At 68.6% G+C, this 15,592-nt stretch carries 19 protein-coding genes; 3 read left to right on the forward strand and 16 right to left on the reverse strand.

Annotation, left to right across the window (positions count from 1 at the left end; translation table 11 throughout):
• Nucleotides 1-94 precede the first annotated feature (94 nt).
• Together JUB13_RS28790 and JUB13_RS28795 are read right to left on the reverse strand one after the other, a co-directional pair.
• Nucleotides 95-1,261: an FAD-dependent oxidoreductase gene (locus tag JUB13_RS28790; protein ID WP_207485547.1), complete on the reverse strand. Its 1,167-nt coding sequence runs from the start codon at nucleotides 1,259-1,261 to the stop codon at nucleotides 95-97.
• 11 nt (nucleotides 1,262-1,272) lie between these two features.
• Nucleotides 1,273-1,662, reverse strand: coding sequence for a hypothetical protein (locus JUB13_RS28795; protein ID WP_207485549.1), 390 nt, complete (start codon nucleotides 1,660-1,662; stop codon nucleotides 1,273-1,275).
• 57 nt (nucleotides 1,663-1,719) lie between these two features.
• On the opposite strand from JUB13_RS28795, the gene JUB13_RS28800 reads away from it, so the two are divergent.
• Complete coding sequence (locus JUB13_RS28800) at nucleotides 1,720-2,271, forward strand: TetR/AcrR family transcriptional regulator (RefSeq protein WP_207485551.1); 552 nt, start codon at nucleotides 1,720-1,722, stop codon at nucleotides 2,269-2,271.
• Nucleotides 2,272-2,463: 192 nt separating this feature from the next.
• Here the strand turns inward: JUB13_RS28800 and JUB13_RS28805 are convergent, their stop codons facing one another.
• The 7 genes from JUB13_RS28805 to JUB13_RS28835 form a co-directional block, all read right to left on the reverse strand.
• Nucleotides 2,464-2,715, reverse strand: a complete 252-nt coding sequence (locus tag JUB13_RS28805; RefSeq protein WP_207485553.1) for a hypothetical protein — start codon at nucleotides 2,713-2,715, stop codon at nucleotides 2,464-2,466.
• A gap of 112 nt (nucleotides 2,716-2,827) precedes the next feature.
• Nucleotides 2,828-3,232: a hypothetical protein gene (locus JUB13_RS28810; RefSeq protein WP_207485555.1), complete on the reverse strand. Its 405-nt coding sequence runs from the start codon at nucleotides 3,230-3,232 to the stop codon at nucleotides 2,828-2,830.
• 220 nt (nucleotides 3,233-3,452) lie between these two features.
• Nucleotides 3,453-3,668: an AraC family ligand binding domain-containing protein gene (locus JUB13_RS28815; RefSeq protein ID WP_207485557.1), complete on the reverse strand. Its 216-nt coding sequence runs from the start codon at nucleotides 3,666-3,668 to the stop codon at nucleotides 3,453-3,455.
• Entirely contained in the window at nucleotides 3,635-3,814 is a 180-nt protein-coding gene (locus JUB13_RS28820; RefSeq protein ID WP_207485560.1) for a hypothetical protein, read from the reverse strand. The genes JUB13_RS28815 and JUB13_RS28820 overlap by 34 nt, the downstream gene beginning before the upstream one ends.
• A gap of 63 nt (nucleotides 3,815-3,877) precedes the next feature.
• The gene (locus JUB13_RS28825) at nucleotides 3,878-4,324 is read right to left on the reverse strand and encodes an ester cyclase (RefSeq protein ID WP_207485562.1); all 447 of its coding nucleotides are present in this window, start codon (nucleotides 4,322-4,324) and stop codon (nucleotides 3,878-3,880) included.
• Nucleotides 4,325-4,587: 263 nt separating this feature from the next.
• Nucleotides 4,588-5,403: an SDR family NAD(P)-dependent oxidoreductase gene (locus JUB13_RS28830; protein ID WP_207485570.1), complete on the reverse strand. Its 816-nt coding sequence runs from the start codon at nucleotides 5,401-5,403 to the stop codon at nucleotides 4,588-4,590.
• A gap of 31 nt (nucleotides 5,404-5,434) precedes the next feature.
• A complete protein-coding gene (locus JUB13_RS28835) occupies nucleotides 5,435-5,629 on the reverse strand; it encodes an SDR family oxidoreductase (RefSeq protein ID WP_207485572.1) in 195 nt (64 codons plus the stop codon).
• Between the two features lie 102 nt (nucleotides 5,630-5,731).
• Between JUB13_RS28835 and JUB13_RS28840 the strand changes: the two genes are divergently transcribed.
• On the forward strand, nucleotides 5,732-6,628 hold the full coding sequence (locus tag JUB13_RS28840; protein WP_207485574.1) for a LysR family transcriptional regulator: 897 nt from the start codon (nucleotides 5,732-5,734) through the stop codon (nucleotides 6,626-6,628).
• Nucleotides 6,629-6,717: 89 nt separating this feature from the next.
• Nucleotides 6,718-7,086: a hypothetical protein gene (locus JUB13_RS28845; protein ID WP_207485576.1), complete on the forward strand. Its 369-nt coding sequence runs from the start codon at nucleotides 6,718-6,720 to the stop codon at nucleotides 7,084-7,086.
• A 380-nt stretch (nucleotides 7,087-7,466) separates the two neighbouring features.
• On the opposite strand, the gene gyrB is transcribed toward JUB13_RS28845, so the two are convergent.
• The 7 genes from gyrB to JUB13_RS28880 all read right to left on the reverse strand — a co-directional run bounded on the left by gyrB (nucleotide 7,467) and on the right by JUB13_RS28880 (nucleotide 15,584).
• A complete protein-coding gene (gyrB, locus tag JUB13_RS28850; RefSeq protein WP_207485578.1) occupies nucleotides 7,467-9,959 on the reverse strand; it encodes a DNA topoisomerase (ATP-hydrolyzing) subunit B in 2,493 nt (830 codons plus the stop codon).
• Between the two features lie 77 nt (nucleotides 9,960-10,036).
• Nucleotides 10,037-11,200, reverse strand: a complete 1,164-nt coding sequence (gene recF, locus JUB13_RS28855) for a DNA replication/repair protein RecF (protein ID WP_207485635.1) — start codon at nucleotides 11,198-11,200, stop codon at nucleotides 10,037-10,039.
• Between the two features lie 126 nt (nucleotides 11,201-11,326).
• A complete protein-coding gene (dnaN, locus tag JUB13_RS28860; protein ID WP_207485580.1) occupies nucleotides 11,327-12,457 on the reverse strand; it encodes a DNA polymerase III subunit beta in 1,131 nt (376 codons plus the stop codon).
• 165 nt (nucleotides 12,458-12,622) lie between these two features.
• Nucleotides 12,623-13,327, reverse strand: a complete 705-nt coding sequence (locus tag JUB13_RS28865; protein WP_207485582.1) for an NnrU family protein — start codon at nucleotides 13,325-13,327, stop codon at nucleotides 12,623-12,625.
• On the reverse strand, nucleotides 13,324-14,310 hold the full coding sequence (locus JUB13_RS28870; RefSeq protein WP_236025298.1) for a magnesium transporter CorA family protein: 987 nt from the start codon (nucleotides 14,308-14,310) through the stop codon (nucleotides 13,324-13,326). The genes JUB13_RS28865 and JUB13_RS28870 overlap by 4 nt, the downstream gene beginning before the upstream one ends.
• Nucleotides 14,307-15,212 (reverse strand): bifunctional methylenetetrahydrofolate dehydrogenase/methenyltetrahydrofolate cyclohydrolase FolD, encoded by a 906-nt coding sequence (gene folD, locus JUB13_RS28875; protein WP_207485584.1) that lies wholly within the window; start codon nucleotides 15,210-15,212, stop codon nucleotides 14,307-14,309. The genes JUB13_RS28870 and folD overlap by 4 nt, the downstream gene beginning before the upstream one ends.
• A gap of 18 nt (nucleotides 15,213-15,230) precedes the next feature.
• Entirely contained in the window at nucleotides 15,231-15,584 is a 354-nt protein-coding gene (locus tag JUB13_RS28880; protein WP_328703044.1) for a DUF167 domain-containing protein, read from the reverse strand.
• Between the last annotated feature and the right edge of the window lie 8 nt (nucleotides 15,585-15,592).

Below are 15,592 nucleotides of genomic sequence, written 5' to 3' on the forward strand. Positions count from 1 at the left end.
CGTCTCGGCAAAGGTGTCTACGCCGACCTGATTGAACTGACGCTGGACCATCGGCAGCCACGCGATCTTGGGGATGCCATGGCGAATGCCTGCTTCAGCTGTACCCGGCGAGCAAACGCGCCACCCGGTCCCGAACCGGTGGGAACCGCGCTGCCGTGCTGATGAGCGCGTTGCGTGCAACCCGCAGCGCCGGGCTACGGAGGGTGGCCACGGTGGTCAGGCGATGGGTTAGATCCAGGACGCGCCGCGCTTCGGTCCGCTGCTCGAGCGCATAGGCATCCAGCGGCTTATCGGCCCCGCTGTCTTGCAGGCTAAATGCGAGCGCCGCCGAGAGAGCGATGGCGTCACGGAGCCCGAGATTCATCCCTTGGCCTCCCGCCGGACTGTGCACGTGGGCGGCGTCGCCGGCCAGCAGCAGCGGTCCTGCCCGGAAAGTCTCCGCCAGCTTGTGATGGACCTGGAATCGGGAGCCCCAAATCAGCTCCCGCACCTGCACGCCGGTCCACGGACCGCGCCTATCGATCAGGCTCTGCACGTCCTTGATGGTGGGAGCAGAGGGCGCGTCGGCGAGCTGGGCGACAATCCTGAACCGGCGGTCGGTCATCGGGGCGACGACAAGGGTGCCCTCGCGGGAGAAGAACAGGCTGACTTCGTCGGTAGTGATCGGCCACGTCATTCGGACGTCAGCAAGCAGGAACGAGCCGTAGGTCTGGCCTGGGAAGCCAATACCTGCGGCTTGACGGGTAAGGCTGTTCTGGCCATCTGCCCCCACCACGTAGCGGGCTCGGAGGGATCCGGAACGCCCCATCGCCACGTAGCGGACTGCCGTCTCGTTGGGATGCGGTACAATGGCGACGACCTCCGCTGGGCGCGTGACCGCGCCGCCGAGGGCCTCCAGCCGTTCGATAAGGATTGCCTCCGTCTCGTCCTGGGGGATCATCAGGGCGTATGGGTTCGGGCTGGGCAAGCACGAGAAATCCGCGTGCATGAGCACCCGGTCGCGCTCGCGCACGCGGAACCGGTGCGCCTTCAGTCCCCGGCCTATCAGGGACTCCCGCACGCCGAGGTGTTCCAGTTCCTCTAGGGTACGGGCGTGGATCACGGCTGCGCGTGACGTGGTTTCTCGCACGTGCAGGCGATCGAGAATGACAAAGTCAATGCCGCGTTGGGCGAGGCCGATGGCCACCGCAAGGCCCGTCGGGCCGGAGCCGATGATCGCAACTGTGGTTTCGCCGGGCAGGGGGTGCGTCGCCGCGATCATGCGACCTCCGTTCAGGAGGCGGCCGGCCGCAATCCTGCGGCAATCAATGCCAGCGCAGCTGCCATCATCAGCCATCCCGGCGAGCGGCCACGTGTCGCCCATAAGTTGATGACACCACCAGCGGTGTACGATGCGGCCACCAGGACCGCTACGGCGCTCCGAGCCCCATCGTCGAGAACACCCGCGGCCAGGATCAAGGCGATGCCGCCCCCGAACCATTCCAGGGTGCTGAACTGAAGCAGCGGCGCGATCAGCCTGCGGATGGAAGCCGGTTGGCCCTGGGCACGCTCGCGTGCAGGGCGAACGAAGTAGCGCTGCACGAGCGCCCCGTGGAAGCCTGCGGTGACGCAGCCAATAACCCCGGCGGCGGTGAGGCAGAAATCCGGGTCGGCGAGTTCCATACACAGGTGTATAGTCCGGCTAACTGACCAGGTCAATACACGAGTGTATGGTTGGGTATGAACGATCGACTGACGAAGACCGACTGGATCCGACATGGGCTTCGGCGCTTGGCACAGGACGGCCCGGAAGCCCTGAAGGTGGTGCCCCTTGCCAATGCGCTGAACGTCTCGAGGGGGAGCTTTTATTGGCATTTCCGCGACCTGGCGGACTTCCATGCGGAGGTATTGGGCCACTGGCGCTTGCGCTCCACCGAGCGGATCATCCGGGATCTGGAGACGCACCCCCCAGGTGCACGTCGCCTGCATGACCTGATGCGGCGCGGCTTCGACGTCACCTCGGGCGGAGGCCCCCAGCCCCTGGAGCGGGCAATCCGGTCGTGGGCGGCACGCGACGAGTCGGTGGCGCGCGTCGTAGCGGAGGTTGACGCTCAGAGGATTGGCTACTTGGCCGACCAGCTGGTCGCCTCTGGCGTGAGTGCCTCCGACGCTCGTGAGCGAGCGCTCTTTCTTTACTGGGCCTATCTCGGCCAGTCACTCGTGATGGACCCCGATTCCGCCGCGATGTCGGTGGAAGGACTCGATCGCATTGCCACACTGCTGGAGAGGTAAGAAACACCCCAACGTCTTTCAGACCGGACCTTGGGAGTGCCCGAAGCCAGGGACGTTGCCTTGACCGACAATGAGGCACTTGCTTGGGCGACTGGCTATCCGCTACGCGCAGGTTCAGTGCCTGGCCTCAACGGGAGCCGAGTAGGCGGCCGCGTGCGCGGATTGGACGCGCTCTCGAAGGCGGAGGAGGCCCTATCTCCGCTCAGGACGGGACCGCTCCGGCTCGGGAGAACTCTTCGCGACGGCATAGCTGCCGCTGCGGCCGCAGACTGCGGCCGGTCTCGCCCGCAGGGCCCAGATCCAGGTGTGCACGGGGATCAGGCCGTCGGCGAGCAGCCCGCTCAGCGATGCGACATAGGCGCATGACAGAGGCTCGCGCTCATCGGGATCCCGGCCGGTGTGCCCGAAGGCCGAGGTCAGAAGACGGTTCAGCCATCCGAGCATCGGCGAAGCCCCCTGGTTGCGCCTCGAGCCTGCTTCGGAAGCCGGGTGAGAGGGACTGCGGGTTGGTCGCATGGTACGGCGCGTCCTAGCCGGCATTGTCCATAGAGAGGGGCTACCGTGGGCACCGGAACTCCGTGTGCAGGACGTTATCGACGACCGATGTGAGCGACAGGACGACTGGAATGCCCGTTTCGACATTCCGCCTTCGGTAGTCCATCACCCTCTCCACGATGACCTCAGGGTCCGTCGGGAGATCGCAGAACTGCCGCAGCGGCTTCGACAGCCCCTCCGAGTAGCCGAAGAGCAGGCTGTCGTACGCTAGCAAAATCGCGCTGCGGCACGTCGGACCTGCTGCCTGCCCCGGCTCGCACCAATCCGTCATCGCATCGCGCGAGAGCAGCGGGCCGCGGGCGTAGGGCGGTGGAGAAGCCTTTGGGCTCACGCCGAAGGCAAGCTGGGGGATCAGGAGCAAGGCCGCAGCCGTCAGGAACCGCGCGCGAAGCAATTCCAGGACCATCCCTTCAGACTGATGTGGCCGGCCGCGGCGCCGTTCCCGGCCGGTGGAGTTCAGGCCATTTCCGCATTCACGGCATCGAGGAGGCGAACAGTGTCGCCCTCGGCGACGCCCGGAAGGCACGCTCGGCACGGGGTGTCCGTCTTCGTCTCGGACGCCCATCCGGCGACGCGATGCATCCGCCCCGACAGGTGGCATCCGGCAAGGGGATGGCGTGCTTTGGTCAGCGCAAAGCGTTAGCCCGTGCTTCCTCCCAGTGGGGATAGGTTACGTACGCGGTCAACGCGCCGTTGTTCGATGCATGGATAGTGACCCGTTCGCCTTCGGGCATGTAAACAATGCCTCCGGGTTCAGCAGTCACTGTTCCACTGTTGCTCGTGACCGAGACCTCTCCCGCGATCACGATCATCGTGTCGTAAACAGCGATGACCTCTTCCAAAACCGCTCCTGGGCCATAGCGACCGAATCCGACCGTAACTGGTCCGCCTTGACGCCGATCCACGAGGTTGCGGTCTCGATCAGCGCTTCCTGCTCATCCAGACGCTCGAAATGGGCATCAACGACGGCGAACTTCTGCACGGGCATGGAGTTCTCCTATTTCTTGCTGGGACGCGAAGAGCGCGCCGGGCGGCGAGCGTTGACCCACGCTCAGCGTTTCACGGCCGCGCCGAGATTATCGAGCGCGCCGAGTTGCTTCAGCCAGATGGACAGTTGGTTGTAGCAGTGAAAAGCCGCGACCTTGCCGCTCCTGAGACGGAACACGTCGCAGCAAGGCACATCGAACCTGCGGCCGGTCGCCGGCAAGACCCCTTCGCCGGTGTGGAAATCGCCCGAGTGCGTGCCTTGCAGCCTAAGCTCGACGATCACTGCCTCCCCCGTCGTATAGATCCGAAGCAGCTCGCGGTGCATGTCAGGGAAGGCGCTTGAAACAGCTTCGATCAGCTGGCCAACGTCCCGACCGTGTAACCGAATTCCAGACGACTCGTCCTGAAAGTAGCCGTCCTCATGGAACAGCGAGGCGAATTTTTCGGCGTCCCGGCGATCGCCTTCGGCCACCGCGTAGAGTTCTCTGATGATTTCTTCGTTCGTCGCCATGTGAACATCCTTTGAATAAGCCTGATTATGAGAGCCGAGGCCGGCGTTATATCAGGGCTCGAGGCCGTGAGTGTACTGGTCAGCTTTGCGGCCCGAACGTTGGAATATCGGGTAAAGTGCCGTTCCGATGATTGATGCCGCGAAAAGGTCGCCCGGCCGTTCTTGTCACTCCGTCGTTGTCCGCGCCGCAAGTGGTGTTCAGTGCCGATCGATCCAGTACGTATTCTAGGTGAGTGCTTGCGAGACCTCCTTGCAAGGGGGCGTCAGCCGCGATCGGCGGACTGGGCGATTTCGCGCCGCATTTGGTCGACCTTCGCGCTGGCCCACTGTCGGGCGTCATCGCCGAACACGAACCGCGACGGCGCCTCGCCCTGCGAAGCAAGCGCTACGATCCGCGCGGCGAGCAGCTTCGGGTCGCCCGGCTGATTGCCGTTGGCCTCCTTGACGAACGCGCGGTACTGGGCGATCGCCTCGGCATAGTCGGGAATGTCGATGCTGCCGAAGCTCGCCGACTTCTGGTCCATGAAGTCGGTGCGCAGCATCCCCGGCTCGACCAGGAGCGAGCGGACGCCAAACGGCGCGAGCTCCTGCGCAAAGCCCTCCATCCATCCCTCGACCGCGAATTTGGAAGCCGAGTAGACCGCCCCTCCTGCGTTGGAGACCAGTCCGCTCACCGACGAGATGGTAACGATGAGGCCTGAGCGACGCTCCCGCATGTGGGGGACGACCGCGCGCGCGACGTTCATCGTACCAAACAGGTTGACCTCGAACTGACGCCGCACTGCGGCATCGGTGAAGGTCTCGAAGAAACCCAGTTCGGCATAGCCGGCATTGTTGACCAGCACGTCGATCGCACCGAACCGCGCAACGACCTCAGCCACGACCGATTTCGCCGCTTCGCTATCGACGATATCGAGCGCCAGGGCGTGTAATCGATCGTTGTCGCTTCCGAAGGCATCGCGCACCCCGTCGGCGGATCGCGCCGTTGCGACCACGGTTTCACCCGCGTCGAACGCCGCGCGCGCGATCTCGCGCCCAAGTCCCCGGCTTGCGCCGGTCACCAGCCAAATTTTACCCATTCGCTTGGTCCTCTTTTCTTCCGACCTGTGCTTACCCGCCGTCCGGCGGCACAGGGCCGAGCAGCAAACCCCCATCGACCACATAGTCGGACCCGGTCATGAAGGCCGATTCGTCGGAACTGAGGAACAGGACGAGCCGCGTGATCTCCTCTGGCTCTGCCATGCGCCGCACGGCGAAGGGCACCGCCGTCATGCTTGCGCCGGTGCACTCGTCGGACCTTGCCATTGCCAGTTCCTCGTTCCTTGCACTGTCACTGACTAGGTAGATGTGCTAATTGATCGAGATAATGGCCTAATCAGTAATAGGGCTCAGTAGCGAGATTCATCAATGCGTCCAGGCCAGTTCGGCGACCTCGCCATCTTTGCCGCGATCGCCGCCGACCGCAGCTTCACGCGAGCCGCGAGGCGGCTCGGAGTCACGCAGTCGGCGTTGAGCCAGACCATGAAGCGGCTGGAGGGCCAGCTCGGCTTTCGCCTACTCTCCCGCACGACGCGGAGCGTCGCCCCGACGGCTGCCGGCGAGCGCCTGCTTGCCGCGCTGTCGCCGGCGCTGGGCGCGCTGGACAAGGAGATCGAGGCGCTGTCCCAGACAAGCGGAGCAGCGATCGGGACCGTTCGCATCACGACGGGCAAGCACGCCGCGGACACGGTTCTATGGCCGATGCTTCCGGCCTTCATGCGCCTCCACCCCGACGTCGAGGTGGAGGTGTGCGTGGAGGATGCGATGACCGACGTCGTGGCGGGCCGATACGATGCGGGCATCCGGCTCGGCGAGCGACTGGAGAAGGACATGATCGCGGTGCCAGTCGGCCCTCGGCTTCGCGTCGCAGTGGTGGCCGCTCCCGTCTATCTAGGCGACCATCCGGCGCCGATGGAGCCCGCTGACCTCGCGGGCCATCGCTGTATCGCCTATCGCGACGCCAACGGCGACCTGTCTCCCTGGTCGTTCGATCGCGGCGGCCATGTGGTGACGGTCGCGCCGGGACGCGGACCGGTGTTCAACGACGGCGACCTGCTGGTGGCCGCCGCCGTCGAGGGGTTCGGCATCCTCTACATCCTGGAGGATCTGGTGGCGGCCCCGATTGCCGATGGCCGTCTTACCCGCCTGCTGGAGCCCTGGTGCGAACCGTTCGCCGGCTACCACCTCTATTTCCCCAATCGGCATGGCACGACGGCCTTTGAGCTGTTCAAGGAAGCGCTTCGAGCATCAGCGCGCCCGTGTTGAATGGTTAGCGGAAAGTCATCCCCTGCGTCCGAGCCTTCGTCCCGGCCGACCCCTTCTGAGGGGAGACCCCACGCCGAAACACAGGCGACGTGAGCCGCCGATTCCTCGATGGGGAGGTCGCGGATGCGGAGCGCGCCTTGGCGTCGGCGAAGGAAGCGGCCGAGCGCCTGCCGTGGGGCTTGGCCGCCGGCGTGGCAGGCGGGTGCGCGGTCTTTGGCTACGGACTCGGCGGCCTCGCCGGGGTCGTCGTCGGACCCCTGGTCGGATTCTTCCTGGGCCACGGCACCATCGATAGAGCCCGGTCGGGCGGCCGGCACAGAATCGCGACCGCTGAGGACCAACTTGCATCCATCAGGGAAATCCGCCGGGTCGCGACGGCCCTGCCGGAGATCTTCAGCCTGACCGAGGAGTTGTCCGGCGTCCCAGACGACAAGCCTGCGGCCTATCGGGCGACGTAGGCCTCGACCGCGCTTCCCGCCTCCACCGCCCTGCCGCCGAAATACGATGCTTTGACCCTGGCCCGGTCAATCAACTCCGGCCGGAACGACGCTACCTTGTCGCTCCCCAAACTGTCGGCTGCGAAGGACCGAACCTCAGCCCCTACGCCCCCAGGATTGCGCGCACGATGCTCTGGAGCGGGCTCACTCGATGCTGGGTTCCGTCGCCTGTCCGGTCCTGACGCCATAGAGGACAGCTGCAGCTGCGCGCCGAATGCTCTTTGCCCAGCGGTGGGTCACGCCATAACGAAAACCGCCCGGCGCTATCAGCCCCGGGCGGCGTGGATCAGAAGGCAAGCTAGATCAGGTGTTTGCAGGTTTATGCGTTACAGAACACACAACTACACGTCCAGGTTCGCGACCTTCAGGGCGTTCTCCTGGATGAACTCTCGCCGGGGCTCGACGACGTCGCCCATCAGGGTCGAGAAGACCTGCTCGGCTTCGTCGGCCTGGGAGACGCGGACCTGGAGCAGCGAGCGCACGGTGGGGTCCAGCGTGGTCTCCCAGAGCTGCTCGGGGTTCATCTCGCCGAGACCCTTGTAGCGCTGGATCGCGACGCCGTGGCGGCCCTGCTCGAACACCGCGTCCAGCAGGCCCATGGGCCCGTCGATGCGGCGCAGCTCCTTCTCCTTGGCGAGGAGCCGGCCGCCCTGGCCATAGTGGCGCGCCATCTCGGCCGTGAAGGCCGCGAGGCGCCGCACCTCGATGCTGTTCAGCAGGTCCCGGTCGAAGACGTGGCGGTGCGTCACGCCGCGGCGGGTGCGGAACAGGAACAGGGCATCGGGCGTCACGTCGAAGGTCCAGGTGCTGGGCGCGCCGTCGGCGGCGCCCGGCAGGGCGTTCAGCCGGGCCAGCAGCGCCTCGGCCGCGGCCGTCGCGCGATCGTCCTGCTCCAGCAGGTCGGGCACCAGCACACCCGCGATCGCGGCCTGCTCGACGAGAACCTGGCTGCCCACGCGGCGGGCCAGCGTCTCGAGCGCCGGTCGCGCGGTGCGGGCATGCTCGACCAGCTCGCGCAGGGCCTGCCCCGACAGCGCCGTGCCGTCGGCGAGGACCAGCGACAGGTCCTCCAGCCCCTCGGCGATCAGGTAATCGTCGAGCGCCTTGTCGTCCTTCAGGTAGCGCTCCTTCTGGCTGCCGCGCTTGATGCGGTAGAGCGGCGGCTGGGCGATGTAGAGATAGCCGCGCTCGATCAGCTCGCGCATCTGGCGGTAGAAGAAGGTCAGCAGAAGGGTGCGGATGTGGCTGCCGTCCACATCCGCGTCCGTCATGATGATGATCTTGTGGTAGCGCGCCTTGCTGGCGTCGAAGGTGCTGGAGATGCCGGTGCCCAGCGCCGAGATCAGCGTGCCGATCTCGGCCGAGCTCAGCATCTTGTGCTCGCGCGCGCGCTCGACGTTCAGGATCTTGCCGCGCAGCGGCAGGATCGCCTGGTTCTGGCGCGAGCGCCCCTGCTTGGCCGAGCCGCCCGCCGAATCGCCCTCGACGATGAAGAGCTCGGAGAGCGCCGGGTCGCGCTCCTGGCAGTCCGCGAGCTTGCCCGGCAGCGAGTTGATGTTGTTCAGCGGGTTCTTGCGGCTCATGTCGCGGGCCTTGCGCGCGGCCTCGCGCGCGGCGGCCGCGTCGACGACCTTGCCGACGATCTTCTTGGCCTCGGTCGGGTGCTCCTCCAGCCAGGTCTGCAGCGCCTCGGTCACCACCGCGTCGACGATCGGCCGCACCTCGGAGGAGACCAGCTTCTCCTTGGTCTGCGACGAGAACTTGGGGTCCGGCACCTTGACCGAGATGATGCAGGTCAGCCCCTCGCGGGCGTCGTCGCCGACGAGCTGCACCTTCTCCTTCTTTACGAGGCCGCTGTCGTTGGCATAGGCCGTGACCACGCGCGTCAGCGCCGCGCGGAAGCCCGCCAGATGCGTGCCGCCGTCCTTCTGCGGGATGTTGTTGGTGAAGCAGAGGACGGTCTCGTGATAGGCGTCCGTCCACTCCAGCGCGACCTCGACCGCGATCTCGACCCCTGTGTCCGAGCTGCGGGTGCCGCCGGCCACGATGGTCTTGTGCAGGGCCTGCTTGGAGCGGTCGAGATAGCCCACGAAGGCCTCCAGCCCGCCCTCGTAGAACAGCTCGACCGTCTTGCGCTCGACGCCGCGCGCATCGGTCAGCGCGATGAACACGCCGGAGTTCAGGAAGGCCAGCTCGCGCAGCCGGTGCTCCAGCGTGCCGAAGTCGAACTCGACCTGGGTGAAGGTCTCGGTTGAGGGCTTGAAGGTCACCTCGGTGCCGGTCAGCGGCTTCTCGCCGGCAATGGGCGCGGGGCCCTTGTCGGCCAGCGGGGCCACGGGCTCGCCGTGGTGGAACTCCATCTCGTGGAAGCGGCCGCCGCGCCAGATCCGGAGGCGCAGGGTCTCCGAGAGGGCGTTCACCACCGAGACGCCGACCCCGTGCAGGCCGCCCGAGACCTTGTAGGAGTTCTGGTTGAACTTGCCGCCGGCATGAAGCTGCGTCATCACCACCTCGGCGGCGGAGACGCCCTCCTCGGGGTGGATGTCGGTGGGGATGCCGCGCCCATTGTCGCGCACCGTGACCGAGCCGTCGGGGTTCAGGATCACGTCGACCCGGTCGCAATAGCCCGCCAGCGCCTCGTCGACGGCGTTGTCCACGACCTCGTACACCATGTGGTGCAGGCCAGACCCGTCGTCGGTGTCGCCGATATACATGCCCGGGCGCTTGCGCACGGCATCGAGGCCGCGCAAAACGGTGATCGATCCCGCGCCGTAGTCCTCAGTATTCGAGGGTTGCGCGCCGGTGCCGTCGGTCTTCAGAGCTTCTTGTGCCATCGGGTTATACTATCAGAAGGGAGCGGGAAAAGTCCGTTCGTTTTCACGCACGGGCACGGAAATCACGTATGCGCTAATCACGTATGCACCACATGGGCATCCTCGACCCGGAAGGCCGTCGCCGCGCCGTCGAGCTCGGCGAAGGTCGCCCGGTCGGTGCCGGTCATCCAGGCCTGCGCACCGAGGTCCAGCAGTTCGGCGAACAGCGCGAGGCGCCGCGCCTCGTCCAGATGCGCCGCCACCTCGTCCAGCAGCAGCAGCGGCGGCGAGCCGCGCTCGGCCGTCATCAGCCGGGCATTGGCGAGCACGATCGAGACCAGCAGCGCCTTTTGCTCGCCGGTCGAGCACAGCTCGGCCGGCATCGCCTTGCCGCGGTGGCGCACCAGCAGGTCCGAACGGTGCGGGCCCACGCCCGCGCCGCCGGCCTCGCCGTCCTGGCGCCGCCGCTCGGCCAGCCGCCGGCGCAGCCCTTCCTCGACCGCCAGCGCCGGCTCCTCGCCGAGGCCGTCCTCGAGCGTGCCTGACACCGCGATCTCGGCCTGCGGAAAGGGGCCCACAGCCTGGTCGATGGCGGCCTGCAGCCGCTCGATCAGCTCGCGCCGGGCGGCCGCCACGGCGACGCCGGTGGCCGCCATCTCGGCCTCCAGCCCGGCCAGCCAGGCATCGTCGCGCGAGCCCTCGCGCAGCAGCCGCGCGCGTTCGCGCAGGGCCAGCTCGTAGCGGGCGAGCCGTCCGGCATGGGCGGGGTCGAAGCCAAAGACCAGCCGGTCCAGGAAGCGCCGGCGCCCCGAGGCCCCCTCGGAGAAGAGCCGGTCCATCTGCGGGGTCAGCCAGACCACCGCGACATGCTCGGCCAGGGCGACCTGGCCGCGCACGGGCCGGCCGTCGATGCGCACCAGGCGGCGCTCCGAGCGCTCGCCCGCCGCGGCGTCGCGGCCGGTGCCGATGTCGACCTCGCCGAAGGGGGTCGTCACCTGGGCGGCCACCGCCCAGCCCTGCCCCGCCGGCGCGCCCAGCCGCTCGACCTCGGACAGCCGCGCGCGGCGCAGGCCGCGACCCGGGGCGAGGAAGCTGACGGCCTCCAGCAGGTTGGTCTTGCCGGCCCCGTTCGGGCCGGTCAGCACCACGGGGCGCGCGTCCAGGTGCAGGCGCGCCGATTCGTAGCAGCGGAACTGGCTGAGCGTCAGGCGCGTCACCGCGAGCCGGTCGAGTGGCCGGGGGGCGGCGTCTTCGGGAACCATGGGCGCGGGCGCAGGGCGCAACGGCTTCGATACTCCGGCGCGGCCCCTCGGGGCCGGGCCTCAAGGGACCGGGGGCGGCGGACGGCCGGCGGGCATGCCGCGGCGTCCGGCCCCCGGCCGCCGTCGTCACACCCGCATCGGCATCAGCACGTAGAGCGCCGCGCCGTCCGCCACGTCGCGGACCACCGTGGGCGAGGCGGCATCCGCCATGCTGAAGCGGGCGAACTCGCCCTCGATCTGCTGCGTGATGTCCAACAGATAGCGAGAGTTGAAGCCGATTTCGAGGGGCGCCGAGTCGTAGGAGACCTCGATTTCCTCGGTGGCGCTGCCGGCCTCGGGGCTGGTCGCCGAGAGCGTCAGGACGCCCTTGCCGAGGGCGAGCTTCACCGCCCGGCTCTTCTCCGTGGAGATGGTGGCGACGCGGTCGACGGCGGCGGCGAAGCTCCGCGCATCCACCTCCATCAGCTTGTCGTTGCCGGTCGGGATCACCCGCTCGTAGTCGGGGAAGGTGCCGTCGATCAGCTTCGAGGTCACAACCACCGTGTCGAAGGTGAAGCGGATCTTGGTCTCGGACAGGCCGATCTCGATGCGGTCGGCGGCCTCGTCGGCGAGCTTGCGGATCTCCAGCACGGTCTTACGCGGCACGATCACGCCGGGGATGCCGTCGGCGCCGTCGGGCAGCGGCATCTCGACCTTGGCCAGGCGGTGGCCGTCGGTCGCGACCGCCCGCAGCACCGGCAGCTCGGCCTCGCCGGAGCGCGCGCGGGCGGCATGCAGGTAGATGCCGTTGAGATAGTAGCGCGTCTCCTCGGTCGAGATCGCGAACTTGGTCCGGTCCACCAGCGTGCGCAGGTCCGCGGCCGAGACCGAGAAGCGGTGGGCCATCTCGCCCCCCGACATCTGCGGGAAGTCCTCGGTCGGCAGGCAGCCCAGGCGGAAGTTGGAGCGCCCGGAGCGCAGGGTCATCACCCCCGATTCGGCCGAGGCCTCGAGCTCCACCTGGCTGCCGTCGGGCAGCTTGCGCACGATGTCGAACAGCGTATGCGCGGGCGCCGTGGTGGCCCCGGCCCGCAGCACCTCGGCCTGGGCCGATTCGACGATCTCCAGGTCCATGTCGGTCGCGGTCAGGGACAGCTCGTTCCCCTCGGCCCGCAGCAGCACGTTCGACAGGATCGGGATCGTGTTGCGGCGCTCCACCACGCTTTGGACGTGCCCGAGGGACCGGAGGAGGGCGGCGCGTTCGATGGTGATCTTCATGGATCCGAGAAGGGCTGGGGGTGGCGGGCAGGTCCCCGTCCCGCCGGCGCGGAGCCCGGCTGAACGGGGCGCAAATATAGCACGAAGCCCGGGAATCCGAAGTCTTTCGCGCAGGCCGTTCCCGCCCGCCGCCGCCCGGCCGGAAAGCCGTTCGGGGAAAGCCGTTCAGAGCGGCGGGGTCGCGGGCACGCCGACCAGCCAGCCGTGGCCGTGCAGCAGCACCGCATAGAGCAGCACCGCGACGCCCAGGCGCCGCCAGCCGATCTCGCGCACGGCGCGCTGCAGCGACTGCCGGCCCGAGGCGACCGCCGCGAAGGGCAGGTTCGAGGTCTCGGCCGCGAAGGCCAGCCACGAGGCGCCGTGCCGGCGCGCCTTCTTGGCGTCGATCAGCACGGCGCCCAGCAGGGCGAGCACGGCCAGCGTGCCGAAGAACAGCATCCCCGCGAGGTCCCCGTTGGGCACCATGTGGGACGCCGCCCACAGGCCGATGCCCCACATCACGGGGTTGCGGGTGATGCGCAGGATGCCGTGCGGCGCCTCGCCCCGGTCCACCATGCCGCCCTGGCCCACGGCGCTCGGGTTCGGCTGGGACAGACCGCAGACCACCAGCACCAAGGCCAGCGGCATCACGGCGATGGGCAGGAACCACTGCCAGGCCGACCAGCCCCACAGCGGCACGAAGGGCGCGTCCCGCCAGGCCAGGACCAGCCAGGCCAGCGCCAGCGCCGCCAGGGCAGAATAGGCCGCGAGGAAGCCGCGCTCGCCGAAGGTCCGGACCAGCGCCGCGCGCAGCGGCGTGCTGGACAGGCCGAAATGGGTCGCGAGCAGGAACAGCGCCGCCAGCGCCAGCGCCCCCATGGATCCCGTCACAGCCAGCCCCGCTTCCGGAAGTAGAGAAGCGGCAGGATCGCCGAGACCACCATCAGGCACAAGGCGAGCGGATAACCCCAGGGCCAGTCCAGCTCGGGTATGTGGTGGAAGTTCATGCCGTAGATGCTGGCGATCAGCGTCGGCGGCAGGAAGACGACCGCCATCACCGAGAAGATCTTGATGATCGCGTTCTGCTCGACGTTGATGGCGCCCAGCGTGGCGTCCAGCAGGAAGCTGGTCTGGTGCGCGAGGAAGGCCGCGTGCTCGCCCAGCGAGCGCAGGTCGCGGATGATGGTCTTCAGCGCCGCCTTCTGCTCCTTGTTCAGGCGCCCGGTGCTGACCGTGGTCAGGAAGGCGACCAGCCGGTCGAGCCCGGCCAGACTGTCGCGCAGCTTGTGCGTCAGGTCGCCGACCCGGCCGATGCCGCGGATCACGTCGGTCAGCTCGGCCTTGGGCGGGCCCGGCCGGCCGGCCGAGGGCGGGTCGGCGAAGACCTGCCGGCCCAGCGCGTCGAGCTGGCCGCCGATGAACTCCAGCACGTCGGCGGCGCGGTCGGCGACCGCGTCCATCAGGCCCAGCATGGCGTCGTCGGTCGAGCGCAGCAGCTCGGGCTGGCGCAGGACGCGGGTCCGGAAGGTCTCCAGCGACTTGGGCTCGGAGAAGCGCACGGTCAGGAGGCAGCGCTCCGTCATCACGCAGGTCAGCGGGCCCAGCATGGGGTCCGGGGAATCGGCGCCGGTGATCAGGGGGGTCGTCAGGTAGGCGGCGCCGTTCTCGACATAGAGCCGCGAGGAGACCTCGATCTCCTTCATGTCCTCGTGGGTCGGCGTTTCGATGCCCAGCAGCGCGTCGGCATGGCGGCGCTCGGCCTCCGTGGGGCGCAGCAGGTCGAGCCAGGCCGTGCCCTCGGGCAGCGCGTCGCCGGGCCGCAGCTCGACCTCGGCGGGGCCGCCGCCGGGCCTCAGGAGATAGGCGCGGATCAAGCGGCCTCCGGGACCGGCACGCCATGGATGGCACAGGCGGCGTGCAGCGTGTTGTGCAGCAGGCAGGCGATGGTCATGGGCCCGACGCCGCCCGGCACCGGCGTGATGGCGCCGGCCACCTCCACCGCCTCGGCGAAGTCGACGTCGCCGACCAGCCGCGTCTTGCCGGGCTCGTCCCCGGGCTCCTTCGCGGCGACGCGGTTGATGCCCACGTCGATCACCGTGGCGCCCGGGCGGATCCAGTCGCCGCGCACCATTCCGGGCCGGCCGACGGCCGCCACCAGGATCTCGGCGCGCCGGCACTCCTCGACCAGATCGCGGGTGCGCGAATGGGCGATCGTCACCGTGCAGTCCGCCCCCAACAGGAGCTGCGCCATCGGCCGCCCCACGATGGTCGAGCGGCCGAGCACCAGCGCCCGCCGCCCCGACAGGTCGCCCAGAACGTCCCTCAGCAGCATCAGGCAGCCCAGCGGCGTGCAAGGGACGAGGCCCGGCAGGCCCAGCGCCAGGCGGCCGGCATTGTAGGGGTGGAAGCCGTCGACGTCCTTGGCCGGGTCGATCGCCTCGATCACCGCCCCGGCATCGATGCCGCGCGGCAGCGGGAGCTGCACCAGGATGCCATGGACCTCGGGATCGCGGTTCAGCCGGTCGATCACGGCCAGCAGGGTCGCCTGGTCGGTGCTCTCGGGCAGCCGGTGCTCGAAGGAGCGCATGCCGGCCTCGACGGTCGCGCGGCCCTTGCTGCGCACGTAGACCTGGCTCGCCGGGTCCTCGCCGACCAGGACGACCGCGAGGCCCGGCACCGGCCCGTGCCGGCGCGCGAGATCCTCCACCTGCCCCTTCAGCCGCGCGCGCAGGCGCTCGGCGAAGGCCTTTCCGTCGATGATCCGGGCCTGGGACATGTCATCCTCCTCGAGAGATCAGGCGCGGCCTCCGCCGAGGCCGGCAAGCCACGATTCCAGCCGCGCCCGCAGCACCGCCGCGTCGCCTGCCACCGCCACCACCTTGTTCCGGTCGGTCGCGCCGGAAACCACCGAGAGGGACGAAGGCGGCAGGCCCCAGGCCTTGGCGAGCAGCCGGACCAAGGCCGCGTTGGCCTTGCCGGCCTCGGGGACCGCCGTCACCGAGACTTTGAGCTGGCGCCCGCCCTCGACGGTCTCCGCCAGCCCCTGCACGCCCTCGCGCGCCGCACGCGGCGTCAGCCGGATCGCCGCGCGCAGGCCCTCGGGCGTCTCGCGCAGCCAGCCGGGCCCCGCTGGCGTTGGGGCCGCCACGGGCGTGC

The organism is Arenibaculum pallidiluteum, assembly GCF_017355985.1.
GTDB classification, from domain to species: Bacteria; Pseudomonadota; Alphaproteobacteria; order Azospirillales; family Azospirillaceae; genus Arenibaculum; species Arenibaculum pallidiluteum.

What these genes read in the sequence shown, in the direction of transcription:
- JUB13_RS28825 (WP_207485562.1), bottom strand. Translation starts at nt 4,324, where the DNA reads ATGGCGACGAACGAAGAAATCATCAGAGAACTCTACGCGGTGGCCGAA.
- recF (WP_207485635.1), bottom strand. Translation starts at nt 11,200, where the DNA reads ATGGTTCCCGAAGACGCCGCCCCCCGGCCACTCGACCGGCTCGCGGTG.
- JUB13_RS28820 (WP_207485560.1), bottom strand. Translation starts at nt 3,814, where the DNA reads ATGCCCGTGCAGAAGTTCGCCGTCGTTGATGCCCATTTCGAGCGTCTG.
- JUB13_RS28800 (WP_207485551.1), top strand. Translation starts at nt 1,720, where the DNA reads ATGAACGATCGACTGACGAAGACCGACTGGATCCGACATGGGCTTCGG.
- JUB13_RS28790 (WP_207485547.1), bottom strand. Translation starts at nt 1,261, where the DNA reads ATGATCGCGGCGACGCACCCCCTGCCCGGCGAAACCACAGTTGCGATC.
- JUB13_RS28795 (WP_207485549.1), bottom strand. Translation starts at nt 1,662, where the DNA reads ATGGAACTCGCCGACCCGGATTTCTGCCTCACCGCCGCCGGGGTTATT.
- folD (WP_207485584.1), bottom strand. Translation starts at nt 15,212, where the DNA reads ATGTCCCAGGCCCGGATCATCGACGGAAAGGCCTTCGCCGAGCGCCTG.
- dnaN (WP_207485580.1), bottom strand. Translation starts at nt 12,457, where the DNA reads ATGAAGATCACCATCGAACGCGCCGCCCTCCTCCGGTCCCTCGGGCAC.
- gyrB (WP_207485578.1), bottom strand. Translation starts at nt 9,959, where the DNA reads ATGGCACAAGAAGCTCTGAAGACCGACGGCACCGGCGCGCAACCCTCG.
- JUB13_RS28805 (WP_207485553.1), bottom strand. Translation starts at nt 2,715, where the DNA reads ATGCTCGGATGGCTGAACCGTCTTCTGACCTCGGCCTTCGGGCACACC.
- JUB13_RS28835 (WP_207485572.1), bottom strand. Translation starts at nt 5,629, where the DNA reads ATGGCAAGGTCCGACGAGTGCACCGGCGCAAGCATGACGGCGGTGCCC.
- JUB13_RS28810 (WP_207485555.1), bottom strand. Translation starts at nt 3,232, where the DNA reads ATGGTCCTGGAATTGCTTCGCGCGCGGTTCCTGACGGCTGCGGCCTTG.
- JUB13_RS28830 (WP_207485570.1), bottom strand. Translation starts at nt 5,403, where the DNA reads ATGGGTAAAATTTGGCTGGTGACCGGCGCAAGCCGGGGACTTGGGCGC.
- JUB13_RS28840 (WP_207485574.1), top strand. Translation starts at nt 5,732, where the DNA reads ATGCGTCCAGGCCAGTTCGGCGACCTCGCCATCTTTGCCGCGATCGCC.